The sequence below is a fragment of the Epibacterium ulvae genome (assembly GCF_900102795.1).
Taxonomy (GTDB): Bacteria; Pseudomonadota; Alphaproteobacteria; order Rhodobacterales; family Rhodobacteraceae; genus Epibacterium; species Epibacterium ulvae.
On record NZ_FMWG01000003.1, the window covers coordinates 205,235 to 225,075 of the forward strand.

16 protein-coding genes are annotated in these 19,841 nt (G+C 49.9%); 10 read left to right on the plus strand and 6 right to left on the minus strand.

What is annotated here, in order from left to right; translation table 11 throughout:
* Window positions 1–11: 11 nt before the first annotated feature.
* The 4 genes from BLP79_RS05985 to BLP79_RS06000 all read left to right on the plus strand — a co-directional run bounded on the left by BLP79_RS05985 (window position 12) and on the right by BLP79_RS06000 (window position 3,403).
* Window positions 12–656 carry a thiamine phosphate synthase gene (locus BLP79_RS05985; RefSeq protein WP_090217613.1) on the plus strand — a complete coding sequence of 215 codons (645 nt, stop codon included), beginning with the start codon at window positions 12–14 and terminating at the stop codon, window positions 654–656.
* 151 nt (window positions 657–807) lie between these two features.
* Window positions 808–1,716 carry a PfkB family carbohydrate kinase gene (locus BLP79_RS05990; RefSeq protein WP_090217288.1) on the plus strand — a complete coding sequence of 303 codons (909 nt, stop codon included), beginning with the start codon at window positions 808–810 and terminating at the stop codon, window positions 1,714–1,716.
* Window positions 1,713–2,627 (plus strand): pseudouridine-5'-phosphate glycosidase, encoded by a 915-nt coding sequence (locus BLP79_RS05995; RefSeq protein ID WP_090217290.1) that lies wholly within the window; start codon window positions 1,713–1,715, stop codon window positions 2,625–2,627. The genes BLP79_RS05990 and BLP79_RS05995 overlap by 4 nt, the downstream gene beginning before the upstream one ends.
* An 80-nt stretch (window positions 2,628–2,707) precedes the next feature.
* Window positions 2,708–3,403, plus strand: a complete 696-nt coding sequence (locus BLP79_RS06000; protein WP_090217292.1) for a DUF502 domain-containing protein — start codon at window positions 2,708–2,710, stop codon at window positions 3,401–3,403.
* Window positions 3,404–3,414: 11 nt separating this feature from the next.
* Here BLP79_RS06000 and BLP79_RS06005 read toward each other — a convergent pair whose 3' ends face one another.
* Both BLP79_RS06005 and BLP79_RS06010 read right to left on the minus strand, forming a co-directional pair.
* A complete protein-coding gene (locus BLP79_RS06005) occupies window positions 3,415–4,449 on the minus strand; it encodes a patatin-like phospholipase family protein (RefSeq protein WP_090217294.1) in 1,035 nt (344 codons plus the stop codon).
* Between the two features lie 79 nt (window positions 4,450–4,528).
* A complete protein-coding gene (locus BLP79_RS06010; RefSeq protein ID WP_090217615.1) occupies window positions 4,529–5,302 on the minus strand; it encodes a 3-hydroxybutyrate dehydrogenase in 774 nt (257 codons plus the stop codon).
* A gap of 442 nt (window positions 5,303–5,744) precedes the next feature.
* Here BLP79_RS06010 and BLP79_RS06015 point away from each other — a divergent pair, with 442 nt between their 5' ends.
* A complete protein-coding gene (locus tag BLP79_RS06015; RefSeq protein ID WP_170830455.1) occupies window positions 5,745–7,469 on the plus strand; it encodes an extracellular solute-binding protein in 1,725 nt (574 codons plus the stop codon).
* 37 nt (window positions 7,470–7,506) lie between these two features.
* Here BLP79_RS06015 and BLP79_RS06020 read toward each other — a convergent pair whose 3' ends face one another.
* Window positions 7,507–8,130: a helix-turn-helix domain-containing protein gene (locus BLP79_RS06020; RefSeq protein ID WP_090217298.1), complete on the minus strand. Its 624-nt coding sequence runs from the start codon at window positions 8,128–8,130 to the stop codon at window positions 7,507–7,509.
* Window positions 8,131–8,353: 223 nt separating this feature from the next.
* Here BLP79_RS06020 and BLP79_RS06025 point away from each other — a divergent pair, with 223 nt between their 5' ends.
* Window positions 8,354–9,007, plus strand: a complete 654-nt coding sequence (locus BLP79_RS06025) for a DsbA family oxidoreductase (protein WP_170830456.1) — start codon at window positions 8,354–8,356, stop codon at window positions 9,005–9,007.
* 128 nt (window positions 9,008–9,135) lie between these two features.
* Window positions 9,136–10,371: a multidrug effflux MFS transporter gene (locus tag BLP79_RS06030; protein WP_232716208.1), complete on the plus strand. Its 1,236-nt coding sequence runs from the start codon at window positions 9,136–9,138 to the stop codon at window positions 10,369–10,371.
* Window positions 10,372–10,382: 11 nt separating this feature from the next.
* On the opposite strand, the gene mfd is transcribed toward BLP79_RS06030, so the two are convergent.
* Both mfd and BLP79_RS06040 read right to left on the minus strand, forming a co-directional pair.
* A complete protein-coding gene (mfd, locus tag BLP79_RS06035) occupies window positions 10,383–13,850 on the minus strand; it encodes a transcription-repair coupling factor (protein WP_090217303.1) in 3,468 nt (1,155 codons plus the stop codon).
* A 46-nt stretch (window positions 13,851–13,896) separates the two neighbouring features.
* Window positions 13,897–14,418 (minus strand): component of SufBCD complex, encoded by a 522-nt coding sequence (locus BLP79_RS06040; RefSeq protein WP_090217305.1) that lies wholly within the window; start codon window positions 14,416–14,418, stop codon window positions 13,897–13,899.
* 177 nt (window positions 14,419–14,595) lie between these two features.
* Between BLP79_RS06040 and hemB the strand changes: the two genes are divergently transcribed.
* Together hemB and BLP79_RS06050 are read left to right on the plus strand one after the other, a co-directional pair.
* A complete protein-coding gene (hemB, locus tag BLP79_RS06045) occupies window positions 14,596–15,594 on the plus strand; it encodes a porphobilinogen synthase (RefSeq protein ID WP_090217307.1) in 999 nt (332 codons plus the stop codon).
* 119 nt (window positions 15,595–15,713) lie between these two features.
* Window positions 15,714–16,289 (plus strand): lipid-binding SYLF domain-containing protein, encoded by a 576-nt coding sequence (locus BLP79_RS06050; protein ID WP_090217308.1) that lies wholly within the window; start codon window positions 15,714–15,716, stop codon window positions 16,287–16,289.
* 73 nt (window positions 16,290–16,362) lie between these two features.
* Here BLP79_RS06050 and BLP79_RS06055 read toward each other — a convergent pair whose 3' ends face one another.
* On the minus strand, window positions 16,363–17,442 hold the full coding sequence (locus BLP79_RS06055; protein WP_342027604.1) for an NAD(P)-dependent oxidoreductase: 1,080 nt from the start codon (window positions 17,440–17,442) through the stop codon (window positions 16,363–16,365).
* Here BLP79_RS06055 and BLP79_RS06060 point away from each other — a divergent pair.
* On the plus strand, window positions 17,352–19,820 hold the full coding sequence (locus tag BLP79_RS06060; RefSeq protein ID WP_090217310.1) for a penicillin acylase family protein: 2,469 nt from the start codon (window positions 17,352–17,354) through the stop codon (window positions 19,818–19,820). The genes BLP79_RS06055 and BLP79_RS06060 overlap by 91 nt on opposite strands.
* Window positions 19,821–19,841 lie beyond the last annotated feature (21 nt).

The following is a 19,841-nucleotide window of genomic DNA, read 5'->3' on the forward strand; positions in this document are numbered from 1 at the left end:
GAGCGTCTCTTATGTCCAGCCCTGCCGACATCCCTGCCGACACCGCTGAACAGCCGCAGATCTACTTGATCACGCCTCCAAGTTTCGAATTGGGACGGTTCCCAGAACAGTTGGCACGTGTATTGGATACAACAGAAATCGCCTGCGTGCGATTGGATCTGGCAAGCCGGGATGAAGATACGCTTAGCCGCGCAGGAGATGCACTGCGGGAGGTAACGATTTCACGCGACGTCGCTCTGGTCATTTCTGATCATCAAATTCTGGCGGAACGTCTAGGATTAGACGGCGTACATCTTACTGATGCGTCCAAATCAGTTCGCACCGCGCGAAAAGCGCTTGGCGCGGACGCGATTGTTGGCAGTTTTTGCGGCGCATCAAGCCACGATGGAATGACCGCAGGCGAAGCCGGTGCTGACTATGTTTCGTTTGGCCCTGTTGGGACATCAGGTCTAGGTGACGGCGCAACGGCTGAGGTGGATCTTTTTCAATGGTGGTCGCAAATGATCGAGGTTCCGGTTGTCGCTGAAGGCGGCCTCACCGAAGACCTTGTACGAACCCTTGCGCCACACACGGATTTCTTTGGTATCGGTGATGAAATCTGGCGTCACGAAAATCCAATTGATGCGTTAAACACGCTTTGCGCAGCAATGCTCTGAAAAGTGCCTGTTGCCTTTGGAAATTTATACGGCCCATAGTTTGAACAAAGGCTCTGTTAATCTGTGAAATTATGGGTTCTGCTAGCTAGAATGCCACAGGTCACAAGACAGCGTGGGTTGTGAGCATCAATAAAGGCTGCGATAGGAAAACATGACAGAAGTGAATTCCCAAGATACTCCTCAAATCTTGTGCATTGGCTCCGTCCTTTGGGACATTGTGGGTCGCTGCGATTCAGAGATGCGGTTTGGCAATGATATGCCAGGACGCATTCGTCGCCTGCCTGGCGGTGTTGCTATGAATATTGCGATGACTCTGGCCCGGTTTGGAATGAAGCCTGCTCTTTTAAGCGCCATAGGGCGTGACCCCGAAGGTGATGAACTGGTTCAAGCCTCCAAACAACTGGGGCTGAACACAGATTATATCTATCGATCAGATGACCTGCCAACTGACCGGTATATGGCTGTCGAAGGCGCCAATGGGCTGATTGCTGCAATTGCAGACGCTCATTCTTTGGAAGCCGCTGGTAATAAAATTTTGCGCGCCCTCGAAGATGGCACACTAGGTACCCAAGATCAGCCTTTTAAAGGCCTGATGGCTTTAGATGGAAATTTGACGCTGTCTTTGTTGGATCACATTGCCACCAACCCCGCTTTTGCGAAATCCGACCTACGCGTTGCACCAGCCTCTCCTGGCAAAGCAGAGCGCTTGAGGCCCTTCCTGACCCATACACGCGGCACGCTTTATGTAAATCTCGAAGAGGCTGGGCTTTTGTGCCAAGAAAGCTTTGCTGACAGCGAGGCTGCCGCCACCGGTCTTCTGAATCGAGGCGCTGCGCGCGTGCTGGTAACGGATGGCGGACGTAGTGCAACTGAAGCCACAGAATCTGGCAGCGTTACGTTAGAACCTCCCACCGTCACGGTAGCGCGCGTTACCGGTGCCGGAGATACATTTATGGCCGCACATATTGCGGCAGACGCGCGTGGTGAAGATCGCAAAACTGCGCTCAATGCCGCGTTGAATGCAGCAGCAACCTATGTTTCCGGAGAACCTCCGCTGTGATCGAAATCAATTATTCTTCCGAAGTCGATAAGGCCAAAGCCGAAGGCCGTCCCATTGTCGCCCTTGAAAGCACTATCATCACTCACGGCATGCCCTACCCACGCAATGTGGAAACAGCGCAGTTGGTAGAGCAAGACATTCGGGATGCTGGCGCAACGCCAGCAACCATGGCGGTGTTAAATGGCATTTTGCATGTCGGGCTGGAACCAGAGCAGCTGCAAGAGCTTGGACAAGCCAAAAACGTGGCAAAAATCAGCCGTGCAGATATGGCAGCTTGCATCGCCACTGGTGGTACAGGCGCAACCACAGTTGCCGCTACAATGATTGCTGCACGTATGGCTGGAATTTCGGTCTTTGCTACAGGCGGTATCGGCGGCGTACACAAAGGAGGCGCGACCTCTTTTGATATCTCTGCAGATTTGCAAGAGCTGGCACAGACACCAGTCAATGTTATCTGCGCTGGCGCAAAGGCAATTCTAGATCTTGAACTGACGCTTGAATATCTTGAAACCCAAGGCGTGCCCGTCATCACCTACGGGCAAGATACCCTGCCCGCGTTCTGGTCAGCGCAATCTGATCTCACCGCTCCACTGCGCATGGATGATCTAAACGAGATTGCAAAAGCCTACTGTATCCGTCGCGACATGGGATTGCCCGGCGGGCAGCTCATTGCGAATCCGATTCCAGTTAAGGCACAAATCCCAATTGAAGAGCTTACTCCCATTTTAGCACAAGCACAGCAAGAGGCGGATAAACTGGGTGTCACTGGCAAAGCTGTTACGCCTTTCCTTTTGCAACGAATTTTTGAACTAACTGAAGGGCGTTCACTGGAGGCAAATATTGCTCTGGTCCGCAATAATGCGAAACTTGCGGCACATTTGGCAAAAGAATTGCACAAACTTACAAAATGATGATCATTTGCGTGCGACCGCCCATTGCTGTTGCGCGCAACACTTCATAGTTTGCAAGCGTCCAACGGAATATACGAGCAATGACGACGCCATTTGACGAAGAACCACACAAACGCCCTGGCCTGTTTGCCGGTCTGCGCGCCTCCTTTCTGACAGGTATTGTCGTCATCGCTCCAGTTGGTTTGACCATCTGGCTTTTATGGAGCGCAACAGGATGGGTGGACGGCGTCGTCCTCCCCTTGGTACCAGAAACCATTCAGCCCGAGAAATATATCGGTATCAATCTACGGGGTGTTGGCCTCATCATCTTTTTGCTGTTCACCATCATTGTCGGATGGATTGCAAAAGGTCTGATTGGTCGCTCGTTGATTAACTTTGCCGAAGGTCTTGTAGATCGTATGCCCGTGGTGCGTACAATCTATTCCGGTATAAAACAAATCTCAGAAACGGTTTTTGCCCAATCTGAGCGCAGCTTTGAACGCGCTTGTATGATTGAATACCCCCGCAAAGGGATCTGGGCGATCGGATTTATTTCTACGACAGCAAAAGGTGAAGTAGCGGAACAAGTACAGACCACCGGCGATCTTGTCAGTGTGTTTGTCCCAACGACACCCAACCCAACATCAGGGTTTCTCCTTTATTTCCCACAGGAAGACGTAATCGAGTTAGACATGAGTGTCGAAGATGCCGCCAAATTGGTAATTTCCGCGGGGCTTGTGTATCCTAATCGAAAAGAAGCCGATGACGAAGAAAACAATGGTAAACCAAAGAAGTAGAGCACGCTTTTTCAGTTAAACATTGCGTCTAAATCAACTGTCGATCGGTTTCCAATATCCTGTTTATGGTTTGCCAAGAAATGATCCGCTCGTTTGCGGCCTGCCTCTTTTAAGCGATTTAAGATCTGCGGCACCGGCACCATCTTGGTTGTGACCGAGAGTTTTCTCATCATCTCATCGTCAGCAACCATGTGAACGAAAACCTCCTGCATGTCGCCCCTTTTAAGCGTCCCGTTTTCGAGCAAACGTTGTACAAAGGAAATCGCTCGCAACTCTCTCAACAAAGACGAGTTGAAGCTGATCTCGTTCACTCGATTTTGGATTTCCTGTGGGGACTTAGGTATTTTATCTCTTTCAAGAGGGTTGATATTCACCACAAGAACATCTGACGGGAACTGCTTGTTAAACAAAGGAAATAGCGCAGGATTTCCAGAATACCCCCCATCCCAATACGCTTCAACACGCTGCGTTTTAGGATCCTCAATTTCCACGGCTTGAAACAGGCTGGGAAGGCACGCAGACGCCAAAATTGCCTGAGTAGATATTTCATGCTTCTTAAAAATACGCACTTTTCCCGTTCGGACAGATGTTGCACAGACAAAAAGTGCTGGTCCATCATCACAACAGACCTCTTCAAAATTGAACTTTTCAACAACTGCTTGCAGTGGGTTCTTATAAAAAGGTCCTAAATGATAAGGTGATGAAAGTTGGCTCATCATATCCATAGGTGTATAGGGAACAAGACGTTCAAATAGGTCAATCAAGGCCGCGGCATCAACGCCCGCAAACCATTGATGCATACGTTGATCGCGTAGTGCCCCCATCCGCTGCCAAAGCTGATCAAGACAGTGTTTTGCCCCATCACGTCCACCATGTGCGATACCTGCTTTGAATGCCGCGCCATTCAAAGCACCTGCCGATGTCCCAGTAATTGCGGCAATTTCCAGATCTTCTTCCTCAAGGAAACGATCCAACACTCCCCAGGTGAAAGCGCCGTGCGCTCCACCACCCTGCAATGCAAGATTAATACGTTTTTTTACGTTCATACCATCAGCCCTTGAGCGTGGAATACAATATATATATTTTCAAAAGTATCACTCTACTTCAGCATCTTAGCGCACTTAATTAGAGTGCTGTCCAACCACCATCAACGCTCAGCGTTGTACCTGTAATCTGCGCAGCAGCATCTGATGCAAGAAACACGGCTGTTCCTCCCAATTGCTCAACTGTGGCAAATTCTCTGGAAGGTTGGCGTTCCAACATGACTGTTTTTATAACTTCTTCCCGACCCATGTTGTATTTCTCCATTGTATCAGGGATCTGTGCCTCAACCAGTGGCGTAAGCACATAACCTGGGCAAATCGCATTACAGGTGATTGGCTCTTGTGCTGTTTCAAGGGCAACAGCCTTGGTCATCCCAACAACCCCGTGCTTTGCAGCAACATAGGCCGATTTAAAGGGTGAGGCAGTCAGTCCATGAGCCGATGCGATATTGATAATCCTGCCCCAGCCAGCCGCCCGCATTACAGGCAATGCAGCGGCTGTCGTGTGAAAAGCTGACGACATATTGATCGCAATAATTGCATCCCACTTTTCTGCCGGGAATTCATCAATTGGTGCAACATGTTGAATGCCTGCATTGTTGATAAGGATATCGCAGGCCCCCGACTTTTCAATCAAAGCGCGACATTCGTCGCCTTTTGACATGTCTGCTTTGATATAACGCGCATCAACCGAGAACTCGTTTGCAATCTCAGCAGCAATTTTGTGATCTTCGTCGCGGTCGGTAAACGAGTTCAACACAACATGTGCGCCCGCTTTGGCAAGTTCCCGCGCAACACCCAGACCAATGCCTGAATTTGAGCCTGTAATTACCGCTGTTTTACCTTTGACCGTCATATTGCTCATTCCCCTAGGCTGCATTTGATGCTAGTGCAGGTTTCCGCGTGCTGCACCTGCAAAGCAAACGATTTTGCGTGACAGCATGCAAGCCCAATGAGAGATCAGATTAGATTTTCTGAAAGCGCTTCAACAAAAAAAACGCCCGCACGAAGCGGGCGTTGAGTTATTGAGGCAGGTTTCATACAGGCAAGAAACCTATCGAGCAGTGATCTCTTTATAAGCAATTTCCCCGCTTGGTCCAAGCTAAAAGTTTGATTTGTCCTGCACGCCCAGATAGCCTTGGAAGCTAAGAAAATAAGGGCAGTATGGGATTGTATCCAAAGTGACATCAAATTTTTTCCTCCGCAACACCGTCTTTGCCGTCGGAATCGCCTTGGCTTTAGCTCCAAAATTTGTCTTGGCAGAATCAGCTGGAACGGGTGCAGTCCACGGAATTTCAATGTACGGCACCCCAGCTCTGGCTGCTGATTTTAACGCATTGCCCTACGCGAACGCTGATGCGCCGAAGGGGGGTAAAGTTGTCTTTGGCAACACCGGTGGCTTTGACACCCTCAATCCATTCGCACAAAAGGGCAGCGCACCTTGGCAAATGCGGTTTCTGATGGCTGAGAGCCTTATGGGGCGCAGCCAGGATGAACCTTTCTCTCTGTATGGATTACTCGCTGAAACCATAGAGGTGCCCGAAGATCGATCCTGGGTCGAATTTACCCTTCGTGCAGAAGCACGGTTCTCAGATGGAAGCCCCGTGACGGTTGAGGATGTCATTTGGTCGTTTGAGACCCTAGGCACCGAAGGTCATGCGCGTTATCGGAATTTCTGGCAAAACGGCATCGAGAAAATAGAACAAACAGGTGATCGAAGCGTCCGTCTCACATTTGCAGTTGATAACCGTGAATACGCGCTGATTGCGGGACTACGGCCAATTTTGAAGAAATCACAATGGGACGGAAAAGTCTTTGCGGATTCAGGTTTGAGCGAAGCTCCGATTACAAGCGCTGCATACGTGATTTCCGATTTCGAACCGGGCCGCTTTGTCAAATTAAAACGTAATCCAGATTACTGGGGCAACGATCTCCCCTTTAGACGTGGAACGCAAAACTTTGATGAAATGCGCATTGATTTATACGGTGATATCAATGTGATGTTTGAAGGCTTTAAGGCAGGCGCTCTTAGCACCTATCGAGAATTCAATGCTAACACATGGGAAACGGGCTACGATTTCCCACGTTATCTAGATGGTGAAGTTGTGAAATCAGAGATTCCACATGGTCGCCCTTCCGGCATGACGGGGTTTGCTCTCAACACACGCCGCGAAACACTGTCGGACTGGCGGGTGCGCGAGGCATTGCTGTTGGCTTTTAACTTCGAATTTATCAACGAAACCATCACAGGCGGACGTCAAGATAGGATTTCGTCCTATTTCTCAAACTCTGAATTAGGCATGCAAGCTGGCGCAGCTGACGGACTGGTTGCTGAGCTGCTCACGCCTTTTCGATCGCACCTCGTACCCGGCGTTATCGAAGGGTATGAACTGCCAGTAAGCGACGGAACAGAGCGCAACAGGAAAAACCTCAGGAAAGCGACTAAACTGCTAACGGACGCAGGGTGGAGTGTTCAGGATGGTGTCCTCCAAAATAACAAAGGCGACACATTTGAATTAAAAGTCCTTTTACGCCAAGGCGATAACGAAATGCAGTCTGTCATGGACATATACGCGCAGGCCCTTGACCGTTTAGGTATTAGCCTTATTCAGGAAGTCGTTGATAACGCACAATATGTTGAGCGAGAAAGCCTGTATGATTTTGATATGGTTTACATGCGTCGGGATCTTTCCTTAAGCCCCGGAAATGAACAAAGGCTTTACTGGGGTAGCCAAGCGGCTGATCAGACTGGCGGTAGAAATCTTATGGGCATTCAGAGCAAAGCCGCAGATGCAATGATAGAAACCATGCTAAATGCACGCTCTACCGAAGAATTTAATGCAGCAACACGTGCCTTAGATCGGATTCTGACTGCCGGGCGTTATGTATTGCCAATCTGGCAATATGATGTGGCCCGCATTGCCCATGACAAAGACCTAACGTATCCCGATTACCTTCCGCTTTATGGAGACCGAGCGACATATTTCATGCCGCATGTGTGGTGGTCGAAAACAGCAGAATAAGCAGAATTCGAAAGGCTTCTTTTGCCTTTCGAACGCTTTAAGACAAAGACGTAACCCATAAAATGGTTGCGTCTTCTTCACTTGTAGACACCACATTATGACCCATCGTTGCATCGTAATAAGCGCTGTCGCCACGTCTCATTTCGATCGGTTCATAAAATTCAGTATAAAGCTTGATCACGCCCGTCAGAACATAAAGAAACTCTTCACCATCGTGACGCACCCAGCCGTCAAATTCATTCATAGAACGCGCACGCACGCGCGCGCGGTAAGGCAGCATCTGTTTACGAGAAAGCCCGTCAGCCAGAAGCTCATGCTCATACGTGGCTGTCGCATGTGCTGCGCCCTGCCCCGATTTCGTTACCGTGAACCTACCATTTACCTGCTCGCGCTTTGGTGGCGTAAACAGTTGGGGAACCGAAATTTGCAATCCCTCAGCCAGCTTCTTGAGCGCCTCATAAGTTGGAGACATTTGCCCATTTTCGATCTTGGATAAAGTGGACCGTGCAAGACCTGCCTGATTTGCCGCGTGCTCCAGGGTCCAATCTCGCGCTTTTCTCAGCTGGCGCACCCGCGCTCCCAGATCCAAAGGTTCTGGTTCTGCGACGTTGCCGCTCTCTCGCGCTAAGGAAATAAGCGATTTGGGATCTTTTTCTGTCATAGTTTTTCTATAAAACGCAACGGCGAGGCTTGCAACGTGAGCCGACCATTTCCACCGTTAAAGCGAGTATAGATCTTGTCGACAGTGCCGCAGAGGTGAATGGGAACAGGTCTTACATTCTTTGCAAATTCTTACACTGCCAACTAAAAGAGATCTAACCCATCCCATACATTGTGCAGCGCTGTGATCTGCACATCTGCCACGCTTCAAAGGATAACACATTATGGCAACAGTGAAACTTGACATCGTCTCTGACCCAATATGCCCATGGTGTTACATCGGCAAAGCACATTTAGAAAAAGCGCTCGAAGCCCATCCCAACCACCCTTTCACGATAGAATGGCATCCCTTCCAATTAAACCCAGACATGCCTGACGAAGGTATGGACCGTCGCGCGTACCTTGAAGGTAAATTCGGCGGAAAGGAAGGCGCCGTCAGAGCCTATGCTCCTATTGCTGAACATGCTGAAAAAGCAGGGCTTCCTTTGAATCTCGAAGGTATAAAACGCACGCCAAATACAGTGAATGCGCATCGGCTCATTCATTGGGCAGGCATTGAAGGCAAGCAAAACGAAGCCGTTGATGCGCTGTTTCAAGCGAACTTCGTTGACGGAAAGAACATTGGCGATATCAACGTTTTGGTCGAAATCGCTGAAACCATCGGGATGCAGGGAGATGTGACCCGTAAATTACTCTCAGGGGACAGTGATGCGGATAATATCCGTGAACGCGATGCGCATTCGCGTAAGATGGGGGTGAATTCCGTACCCACATTTATCATCGCGAATCAACATGCCGTGCCCGGAGCCCAGCCCCCCGAGCTATGGGAGCAGGTAATTTCAGATATTCTGAAACAGCTTGAACAAGCTCCAGAGTAATCAAAAACCAACAAGAGAACGCACCCTCTGGCTGATCAAACGTCAGAGGGCACAACTGTGATTTCAATTACAGACACTTCAGGATAACTCTGACAGCACTTGGCCACACTTCAACGGGATACCCGTCCATGTCAGAGACATCTCACCCCTCAATGCATAAGGCAGAGTTCATCGCACTCGTTGCTATGATGTTTGCTTCAATCGCGTTTTCTATCGATGCCCTGCTGCCTGCAATGACCGAAATCGGCCAAGCGTTGAGCCCGCAAGACAAAAATAAAGCACAATTGATTCTAACACTCTTTGTGCTCGGTATGGGGGTTGGCACGTTTTTTACCGGTCCACTTTCGGATGCACTAGGACGTAAGCCTGTCATTTTGATTGGCGCTATACTTTATATATTTGGTGCAACTATCGGAATTTTCAGTCAATCCCTAGAAACGCTACTCGCGTCACGGCTTTTGATGGGTTTTGGAGCAGCCGGCCCGCGTGTTGTCGCACTTGCAGTTGTCCGCGATCTGTTTAGCGGTCGTGAAATGGCAAAGATCATGTCAATTGCCATGATGATCTTCACCTTAGTTCCCGCAATCGCTCCCGCGATTGGCGCAGGTATCATTGCTATTGCCGGATGGCGTAGTGTTTTTCTCGCCTTCGTCGTATTTGCATCAATCATTGTTGTGTGGTCAGCTCTACGTCTTCCTGAAACGCTACCTAAAACAGCACGACGCCCGTTTCGCTTCCCCAAACTGATCGAAGCCGCCAAAGAGATCTTTACCCATCCAACTGTTCGTTTGGCAATTGTTGTTCAAGCTCTATGCATGGGAATGCTGTTTAGTACGCTTACAATGGTCCAACAGATCTATGATGAAATTTATGATGCCGCAGACAGTTTCCCCTTCTGGTTTGGGATTGTAGCGCTCATAGCAGGCAGCGCAAATATATTAAACGCTTCACTGGTGGTCCGCATTGGTATGCGCCCTATGGTGACTGCATCACTCGCGGTACAAGCTTTGTGCTGCCTGGGCATCCTGTCACTGGTTCAAAGTGACCTACCAAACGATGTCATGTTCTACGTATTCGTGGCATGGCAGACATCGATATTCTTTATGGTCGGGACAACACTCGGGAATTTAAACGCGCTCGCGATGGAGCCAATCGGCCACATCGCAGGCATGGCCGCATCAGTCATCGGATCAGTATCAACAATCGTTGCCGTCCTCATTGCCGTGCCTGTCGGTCAGCTCTTTGATGGCTCGCTCACTCCACTAGCGGTAGCACTGCTCATCATGTCAGTCTTTGGCTTTTTTATAATGCAGTACCTTGGGCGCTTGGAAGAGCGCCACTCACCTCAGGAAACAACAACCTGAGGTAAGCCTTATTAGGTATTTGATTTTTTACGTTTTTTCTCAGCCACAACTTTTTCTGCCAGATCCCGGGCGATGGCAAAAGCTCCCTTGATCTTATCTGCATCTGACCGCCAATCCCGACGGACAATGATTTTATTGTCTTTCACCTTTGCCAATCCATTCTGCACCTGAATGAATTCTACCAAGCCCTGAGGAGACGCAAATTTATCATTGTGGAACTGCAACGTCGCGCCTTTAGGTCCACCATCCAATTTGGCGATTCCAGCTTTTTTGCACATGGATTTAATACGAACAACAAGCATTAACGTATTGACTTCACGCGGTAACTTACCAAACCGATCGATCAATTCCGCAGCAAACCCTTCCAACTCTACCTTCGTTGATAGGGACGACAGACGTCGATAAAGGCCAAGGCGCACATCCAAATCAGGCACGTAGTCATCTGGTATCAAGACGGGTACGCCCAGATTAATCTGAGGCGCCCATTGATCATTGTCCGTAAGCATCTCGCTTTCGCCCGATTTGATCTTGGAAATCGCCTCCTCCAACATCGATTGATAAAGCTCATAGCCAACATCTCGCATTTGGCCAGATTGTTCCTCGCCCAGTAGATTGCCAGCACCTCGAATATCAAGATCTTGCGACGCCAGCGTAAAGCCAGCGCCAAGACTATCCAATGATCCCAATACACGCAGACGCTTCTCAGCTGTATCTGTCAGTTTCTTCCGAGGTTTCGTTGTTAAGTAAGCGTAAGCCCTTGTTTTTGAACGGCCAACTCGTCCCCGAATTTGATATAGCTGCGATAGGCCAAACATGTCTGCACGGTGAACAACCATCGTATTGGCCGTCGGGATATCCAGGCCACTCTCCACAATTGTAGTCGCGAGCAGAACGTCATATTTACCATCGTAAAAGGCATTCATACGGTCATCCAACTCGCCAGCGGCCATTTGACCATGCGCAATCACATAAGTTAGTTCAGGCAGTTGTTCTTTCAGAAATTCTTCGATTTCAGGTAAGTCTGAGATCCGCGGAACCACATAAAAGCTTTGCCCACCACGATAATGTTCGCGTAGCAAGGCTTCACGAATTGTCACCCCGTCAAATTCACTTACATAGGTGCGAATAGCCAATCGATCGACTGGAGGCGTGCCAATAATGCTAAGATCCCGCACGCCAGTAAGGCTCAGTTGAAGTGTTCGCGGGATAGGTGTCGCGGTCAGTGTCAATACATGGATATCGCTGCGCAGCTGCTTCAGGCGCTCTTTATGCGCAACTCCAAAATGTTGTTCTTCATCAATAATAAGAAGGCCTAGGTTTTGAAATTTAACCGTCTTTGCCAGCACCGCATGGGTGCCAACCACGATATCAACAGTCCCACGTGTAAGCCCTTCGCGTGTTTTACTAGCGTCTTTGGTGGTAACAAACCGGGATAATTGTCTGACTTCTAAAGGAAACCCTCTGAATCGTTCCGCAAAAGATGCTGCATGCTGGCGCGCCAACAGGGTTGTTGGTGCTACAACCGCGACCTGCAGACCTGACATAGCAGCAAGAAATGCTGCGCGCATTGCTACTTCAGTTTTACCAAACCCGACATCCCCACACACCAATCGATCCATCGGGGCACCCGACTGCAAATCATCCACCACGTCAGAGATTGCACGTAACTGGTCATCCGTTTCCTGATAGGGGAACCGCGCCGAAAACTCTTCCCATGCATGCGGAGGGGGATCCATCATAGGCGCTTTGCGCAGTGCGCGTTCCGCAGCAATGCGAATAAGCTTATCCGCCATTTCACGAATACGCTCTTTCAGCTTGGCTTTTTTAGCCTGCCATGCGCCTCCGCCTAAACGGTCCAATAGGCCTTCATCGTGGCCATATTTAGAAAGCAATTCAATGTTTTCTACGGGCAAGTACAACTTGGACTGTTCAGCGTATTCCAGCAAAATACACTCATGCGCCGCTCCGGCAGCGGTCACCACTTCAAGCCCCATATAACGGCCAATACCATGGTCCACGTGCACAACCAGATTACCCGGGCTCAGGGATTGCGTCTCTGTCAGGAAGTTTTCAGCCTTGCGCCGCTTCTTGGGCGACCGGATCAAACGGTCTCCTAATACATCCTGTTCGGAAATCACCGTCATATCTGGCGCTTGGAAGCCATGTTCCAACGCCCAAACTGCGAGGTGGAGACCGGACTTTCCAATACGAGTGCCGTCAGAGACTTGAATTGCCTCAGCAAGGCCTTCATCTTCGATAAGACCAGAAAGCCGCTCACGCGCCCCTTCAGAATAAGAGGCTATCAGCACTGGACCTTCCTGAAGGCGCGCTTTCACATGATTAGCTAACGCACCAAAAAGACTTATGTTTTCTTGTTGGCGTTCCGGTGCAAAGTTCCGGCCGATACGCCCTCCCGCATCCACAACACCCGGACCACTTGCCTGCGGTAAAGGGTGAAGCTGTACCACTCTATGATTGGTGCAAGCAGCATTCCAAGCTCGATCATCAAGGTAGAGCAGCTCAGGCGGGGCCGGTTTATAGACCGTATCCATACGCCCTTTTTGCGACATCGCGTGTTTCCGCGTCTCGTATTGATCCGCAATACTATCCCAGCGCGCCAATCGTGCTGCGGTGCATTGGTCATCCAACGTAATGGATGCCTGAGGCAAATAATCAAACAGGGTCTCTAAGCCATCATGGAAGAAGGGCAACCAGTGCTCCATCCCCTGCTGCTTGCGCCCTGCACTGACGGCCTCGTACAAAGGGTCATCCGTTCCTACTGCGCCAAATTCAATCCGGTAATTCTGTCGGAACCGCGTAATTGCAGCTTCGTCCAAGATCACTTCTGAGACCGGTGCAAGTTCGACCAACGTCAGTTTTTCGGTGGTACGCTGGCTGATCGGATCAAAGCGGCGCGCGCCATCCAAAACATCTCCAAAAAGATCCAAACGTACCGGGCCAGTCTGCCCGGGCGGGTAAATATCAATAATACCACCGCGAACGGCGTAATCGCCTGGCTCCATAACCGTTGGACTTTGCGTAAAACCCATCCGAACCAAAAACTTACGGAGCGCTTCCTCATCTATACGCCGATCAACCTGTGCCCGAAATGCAGCTTCTTTCAGAACCGATCTCGCAGGCACACGTTGGCTCGCCGCATTCAAAGATGTCAGCAAAATAAACTGATCAAGAGGTTGATGAACCAGCCCCGCGAGGGTGGCCATGCGTGCTGCCGAAATATCAGGATTTGGGGAAACCCTATCGTAAGGCAAACAATCCCATCCCGGGAAAACCAAAACAGGGATTTCTGGCGCGAAAAATGAAAGCGCAGCGCGCATTGCTTCCAGCCGTTTATCATCACGGGCAATATGCACCACGGGCTTGCCAGATCTCTCTAGCTCTTTCACAAGCAAACGCGCGTCAAATCCCTCTGGCGCACCGCCCATCGTGATATGCTGCGAACTCTTTACGGTTGCCATGATGATATTCCTCTTCTCAAGAAATCAGACTTAATCCGTCTGTTTCTTACAAAGCACCAATGCTCAAATTTTGATACATGCCCCACATGGCAGTAACAAAAATAGATATTACGCCAACCACTTGCACCAAGAACCTACACAATCCTAATGCACGTAAAAGGGGCTCTCCATGTGCATCAGTCATTTCAATATGATGGGCCGTTTTTAAATTGATGAGAGCCACTATCGACATGGGCAGTGCAATCACGAAGACCGCTTGTGCAAATTCAACAGCAAACCAAAACCCAAGAACGGCTAGCCCTGACAGAAGAAAACATCCGAATCCGACAATCCACATTCCCGAGGTCCGCATGATGTAAAGTCGTCGTCTCATATGGATACGCACGAGCGTTTCTAGTTCTGCCATATAGAGGTCAGGCTGCTTTCGTGCCCGCGCAGTCATATCATTAGGCACTCCCACGATCCAATGGCTGGCCGAAGACCAAGCGACAGCCAACATGATCCAAAACCAGAGGTTGGAAAACGATCGCAAGTCGATCATTTCATCAATCAACTGAAACAATTCCATGCGCCCTGCCCTTTGTTGATCCAAGATGCCAGATGCCGTCGCGGACCTTTGTTTTCGTGCACATCTATATCAACTGTTCATCTACCGGACACAAGGGCATTGACGACGTAACCTGCAAACCCTTGTCCTATCGCAGATTCCATGCCACCCAGTGGTAAAGTTGTATAAGAGGCTCCCATGAAACCCACTGTCGCACCTTTTCCTACCGCGCGCCTTCGTCGAACCCGAGCATCTGCAGCGCTTCGGAATTTGGTACGGGAAAACAACCTCACTGTTGATGACCTCATCTGGCCGGTCTTTGTCCGAGAGGGTGAAAACGTCAGTGAACCCATTGCATCGATGCCCGGAGTTTATCGTCAATCAATTGATAATGTGGTGAAATCTGCAAAGGATGCCCAAGCTTTGGGAATTCCGGTCATCTGCCTGTTTCCTTACACGGATCCCAGCTTAAAGACCGAAGACTGTGCTGAGGCATGGAATCCCAACAATCTCACAAACCGCGCAATTATAGCGATCAAAGAAGCGGCACCAGATATCGCAGTCATGACCGACGTTGCGCTCGACCCATACAACATCAATGGTCATGATGGTTTCGTCGAGAACGGAGAAATCATAAACGACCGCACGGTTGAGGCATTGGTGAAAATGACCTTAGCTCAAGCACACGCTGGTGCTGATATCATCGGCCCATCTGATATGATGGATGGGCGTATTTCAGCCATGCGAACTGGCCTGGAATCTGAAGGATTTCAGAATGTTGCGATCTTATCTTATTCTGCAAAATATGCCTCTGGCTTTTACGGCCCTTTCCGGGATGCGGTTGGCGCATCAGGTGCGCTAAAGGGCGACAAGAAGACCTACCAGATGGATCCCGGCAACACGGACGAAGCCCTAAGATTGGTTGAACGTGATCTGATGGAGGGCGCAGACATGGTGATGATCAAACCAGGGTTGGCTTATCTTGATATTTGCCACCGTATCAAACAAACCTTTGGCTCTCCAACATTTGCCTATCAAGTGTCGGGAGAATACGCGATGATCAAAGCCGCAGGTCAGAATGGCTGGGTTGATGAAGAGAAAGTTATGCTCGAAAGCCTATTGGCCTTTAAACGTGCAGGATGCGATGGAATTCTGTCCTATTTCGCACCAGCTGTCGCTAAAATTTTAAATGGCTAGATCACGCCTAAAATTGATTTTGCAAAAGCTGCAGAGATGACAACAACGCAAAAGCTCCTTAGTATGGGCACTAAGCTGCCAAACAATGGCAATCGCAGGATCAAAAACAGGCAACCGTGATGAGCAGACAATCTTCTTCTTTCCTAACCCGTCGTGGGTTTGCAGTCGGTGCGGTGGCGGGGCTTGGCCTCACAGCGGCATGTGGCAACGGTATTGGTAATAACAATGCAGCCAAAATCGACGCTCGTGTTAGGGCAACACTCGATCAGATGTATCGTGAATACCCCAACACGCGTACTCTAGCGGAAAAAGCGTCGGGTATGTTGGTGATGCCCCTTGTGACAGAAGCGGGTTTTGTTTTCGGCGGTGCGTTTGGACGCGGTGCATTGCTAATCAACGGCGCTACGGTAGATTACTATTCAACTGTAAAAGGCAACGCCGGTTTACAGATCGGCGCGCAACAATATGCGCATGTTCTCTTTTTCATGACACCGGATGCACTATCAGCTTTCCGCCGGTCAGCGGGCTGGGCTGCGGGGGCAGATCTAGAATATGTGATCAAAGATGAAGGTTCATCTGTCGCAGCAGATACAAACACTTTGACATCTCCAGTGTTGGCGGCCGTCTTTGGGCAGGCTGGTTTACGCCTTGGCGCAACCCTTGAAGGTACCAAATACTCCCGTATTATCCCTTAACCAAAGATATATAATATGGTCACAAGGGCGCTTCACGTGGTGAAACGCCCTTATTCTTGTCTCAGATATATAACTAAGAAAGAGCGCGTAAGCGCTTGATCAAACTAGACGTATCCCAGCGCCCACCACCGATGTTCTGGACATCCTTATAGTATTGATCAACCAACGCGGTTAGCGGCAAACTTGCACCAGTTTCGTCTGCAGCATCTAGGCAAATCCCAAGATCTTTGCGCATCCAATCAACCGCAAAACCATGTTCAAATTGGTCGTCCAACATAGTTTGATGGCGATTATCCATCTGCCAGCTTCCGGCAGCGCCTTTTGAAATCACTTCAACCACTGCGCGGCCATCAAGCCCAGCCTTCTCAGCAAAATGCAGCGCCTCAGACAAGCCTTGAACGACACCCGCAATGGCAATCTGATTGCACATCTTCGTCATTTGCCCTGCACCACTTTCGCCAATGAGGCGGCAAATCTTTGCATAAGCGTCGATAATGCGGGCTGCTTTTTCAAATGCATCTGCATCACCACCACACATGACTGATAAAACACCATTCTCGGCGCCCGCCTGCCCACCTGAAATCGGCGCATCTACAAAAGACACGTTTTGTTCAGCCGCAAGGCCGTAAAGCTCACGCGTAACCGTTGCAGAGACGGTCGTGTGATCGACAAAAACCGTGCCCGCACTCATATTCGAAAACGCACCATCGGCGCCGATACACACACCGCGCAAATCGTCATCGTTTCCAACACAAGCCATAACAAATTCCGCATCTTTTACGGCTTCTGCAGGCGTCACAGCGAACGCGTCATCATATTCTTTGGCCCAAGCCTCTGCTTTCGCGGTCGTCCGGTTATAAACAGTGACATCATGTCCGGCTTTTTTGAGGTGCCCAGCCATCGGGTACCCCATCACGCCCAAACCTAAAAACGCAACCTTTGCCATTTGCTTTTCCCTCACGATCACTTGGCCTATGTTAAGCGAGATCCTAGCAACAAAACATTGCGACGCAACTGTAACTTTGATGGCGAAGAGCCTAAAATAAAGGGATATTCTACCATATGGCACGTCTATTTCGCTGGCTCTTGCGATTGACATCAGGATTGATTCTGCTGTGCATATTGGCAATTGTATCAATCTACTTTTTTGCATCCCAATCTCTGCCCGATTACGATAAAGACATCGCATTGCCGGGGGTTTCAGCCCCTCTCGAGATTGTTCGTGACAATGCAAATGTCCCTCATATCTTTGGCAGCTTTGGCGCCAGCGATGAGGACGTGTTTTACGGTCTCGGCTATGTTCACGCACAGGATCGTCTCTGGCAAATGACCGTAATGCGCCGGGCCGCGCAGGGGCGATTGTCAGAAATATTCGGCCAACGGACCATTGAAACAGACAGCCTGCTGCGCAGATTGGATCTTTATCGATTGTCTCAACAATCATGGTCAGTGCAAACACCCGAAGCAAAAGCCGCGCTGCGCGCTTATGCCGATGGTATCAATGCGCGCCTGACAGAAATCAACGAAGACAGTCTGGGCCGCGGGGCACCAGAAATGTTTCTGTTTAATGCTCCAATTGCACCTTGGCAGCCCGCCGATAGTATCGCGATTATGAAATTGATGGCATTGAAACTCTCGTCTCATCTCCATGAAGAAGTCTTGCGCGCCCGAACATCTCTGGCTCTCAACGATGACGGTCGACTGCACGACATCTTGCCCGATGCACCGGGAACAGGCGTTACAGCGCTCCCTGAATATGTGAACCTATTCGATCAAACACATCAATTTGCGCAATTTAGTAGCGGCAAATCCACCGTTTGGCCCGTTGCTCCCCGCGGCTTAGGCGGGGCATCAAATGCCTGGGCGGCATCGTCGTCACGGTCCGCAGCTGGCGGAACACTCCTGGCCAATGATCCCCACCTAGACTTGACCGCACCATCAATTTGGTATCTTGCGCGCTTAGATCTTGCGACAGGTGGCGTCATAGGCGCAACAATCCCCGGTGTACCCGCAGTTATTTCTGGTCGCAGCGATACTATGGGCTGGGGCGTCACAGCGTCATATGCCGATGCCCAGGATCTTTTTATTGAGAAATTAAATCCAAATAATCCAGAAGAATATCAAACACCGAGTGGGTATAAAAAGTTCATTTCCCGCCCTACGATTGTCCAAATCAAAGATGCAGCCCCTTTGACACTCACGCTGCGCTGGACGGAAAACGGCCCTGTTCTTCCCGCAAGCATGTTCAATCTCAGTACAATCACCCCCCCCGGTCACGTTGTTACACTGGGATGGACTGCGCTCAGCCCACGCGACACCTCGATGAGCGCTGCCCTTGAATTGATGCGCAGCAATTCAACCAAAGACGCGATTGATATCGCAGAAGATTTTATCGCTCCAACACTCAATTTAACACTGGCTGATACAAAAAACATCGCGCTCAAGACAATCGGTGCAATCCCACAGCGCAGTGTGCGGCATCAAAGCCAGGGGCGTTTGCCAAGCCCCGGTTGGCGCACAGAAAACCGCTGGCAAGGGCGTGCTCCCTATGCCGCAAACCCTGTCTTCCGCAATCCACGCGGAGGTATTTTAGGTAATACAAACAACAAATTGCTTGATAGACCTTTTCCCAACCATGTGTCCTACAGCTGGGGCGATACACAACGGATCAACCGCTGGCGTCGGCTCATGCAATCTCGGGAAGTGCACACGCGTGACAGCTTTATAGAAGCTCAACAAGATACCGTTTCCTTTTCAGCGCGGGCCTTACTGCCGCTCATCGGTGCAGATCTTTGGTTCACTGGTGAAGCCGCAGCGGAAGGAACACCCGCACGCCAACGACGTATTGCCCTAGATCTTTTGGCGCAATGGAACGGCGAGATGAATGAACATCTCCCCGAGCCACTCCTTTACGCAGCATGGGTTCGCGCTCTGCAGGATCGCCTGATCAAAGATGACCTGGGACCAGTCGCTCCTGAATTTACGCATGTTGATCCTGTATTCATAGAGCGCGTCTATCGCGACATAGACGGTGCGTCTATTTGGTGTGACATACGCCAAAGCGCACCAAGAGAGACTTGCGCTGATATTTCCCGCCTCGCGTTAGATGACGCGATTGTTTGGATCGAAGAAAGATACGGTCCAAATTTACAGTCGCTTAGATGGGGGGATGCACACCAAGCAAGTCATAAGCATGAAACCTTAGGAAGCGTCCCAATATTGCGCTACTTTATGAACATAAGCCAATCCACAAGCGGAGGTGACAACACCCTGCAACGTGGATTAACGCTGGGGACAGGGAATGCACCTTTCACCAACGTGCATTCAGCCGGATATCGTGGGGTCTATGATTTTGCGGATCCAGACAGCTCAGTTTTTGTAATTTCAACGGGTCAGTCTGGGCATTTCCTATCCCGGTATTACGATGATCAATCACAGCTTTGGCGACGAGGGGAATACATTCCAATGTCACTTGACGAGAACCTTGCACGTGCCGGAGCCCTTGGCATTACACGTATCACCCCAAGATAACAAAAAGGGCCGGTGGTATTT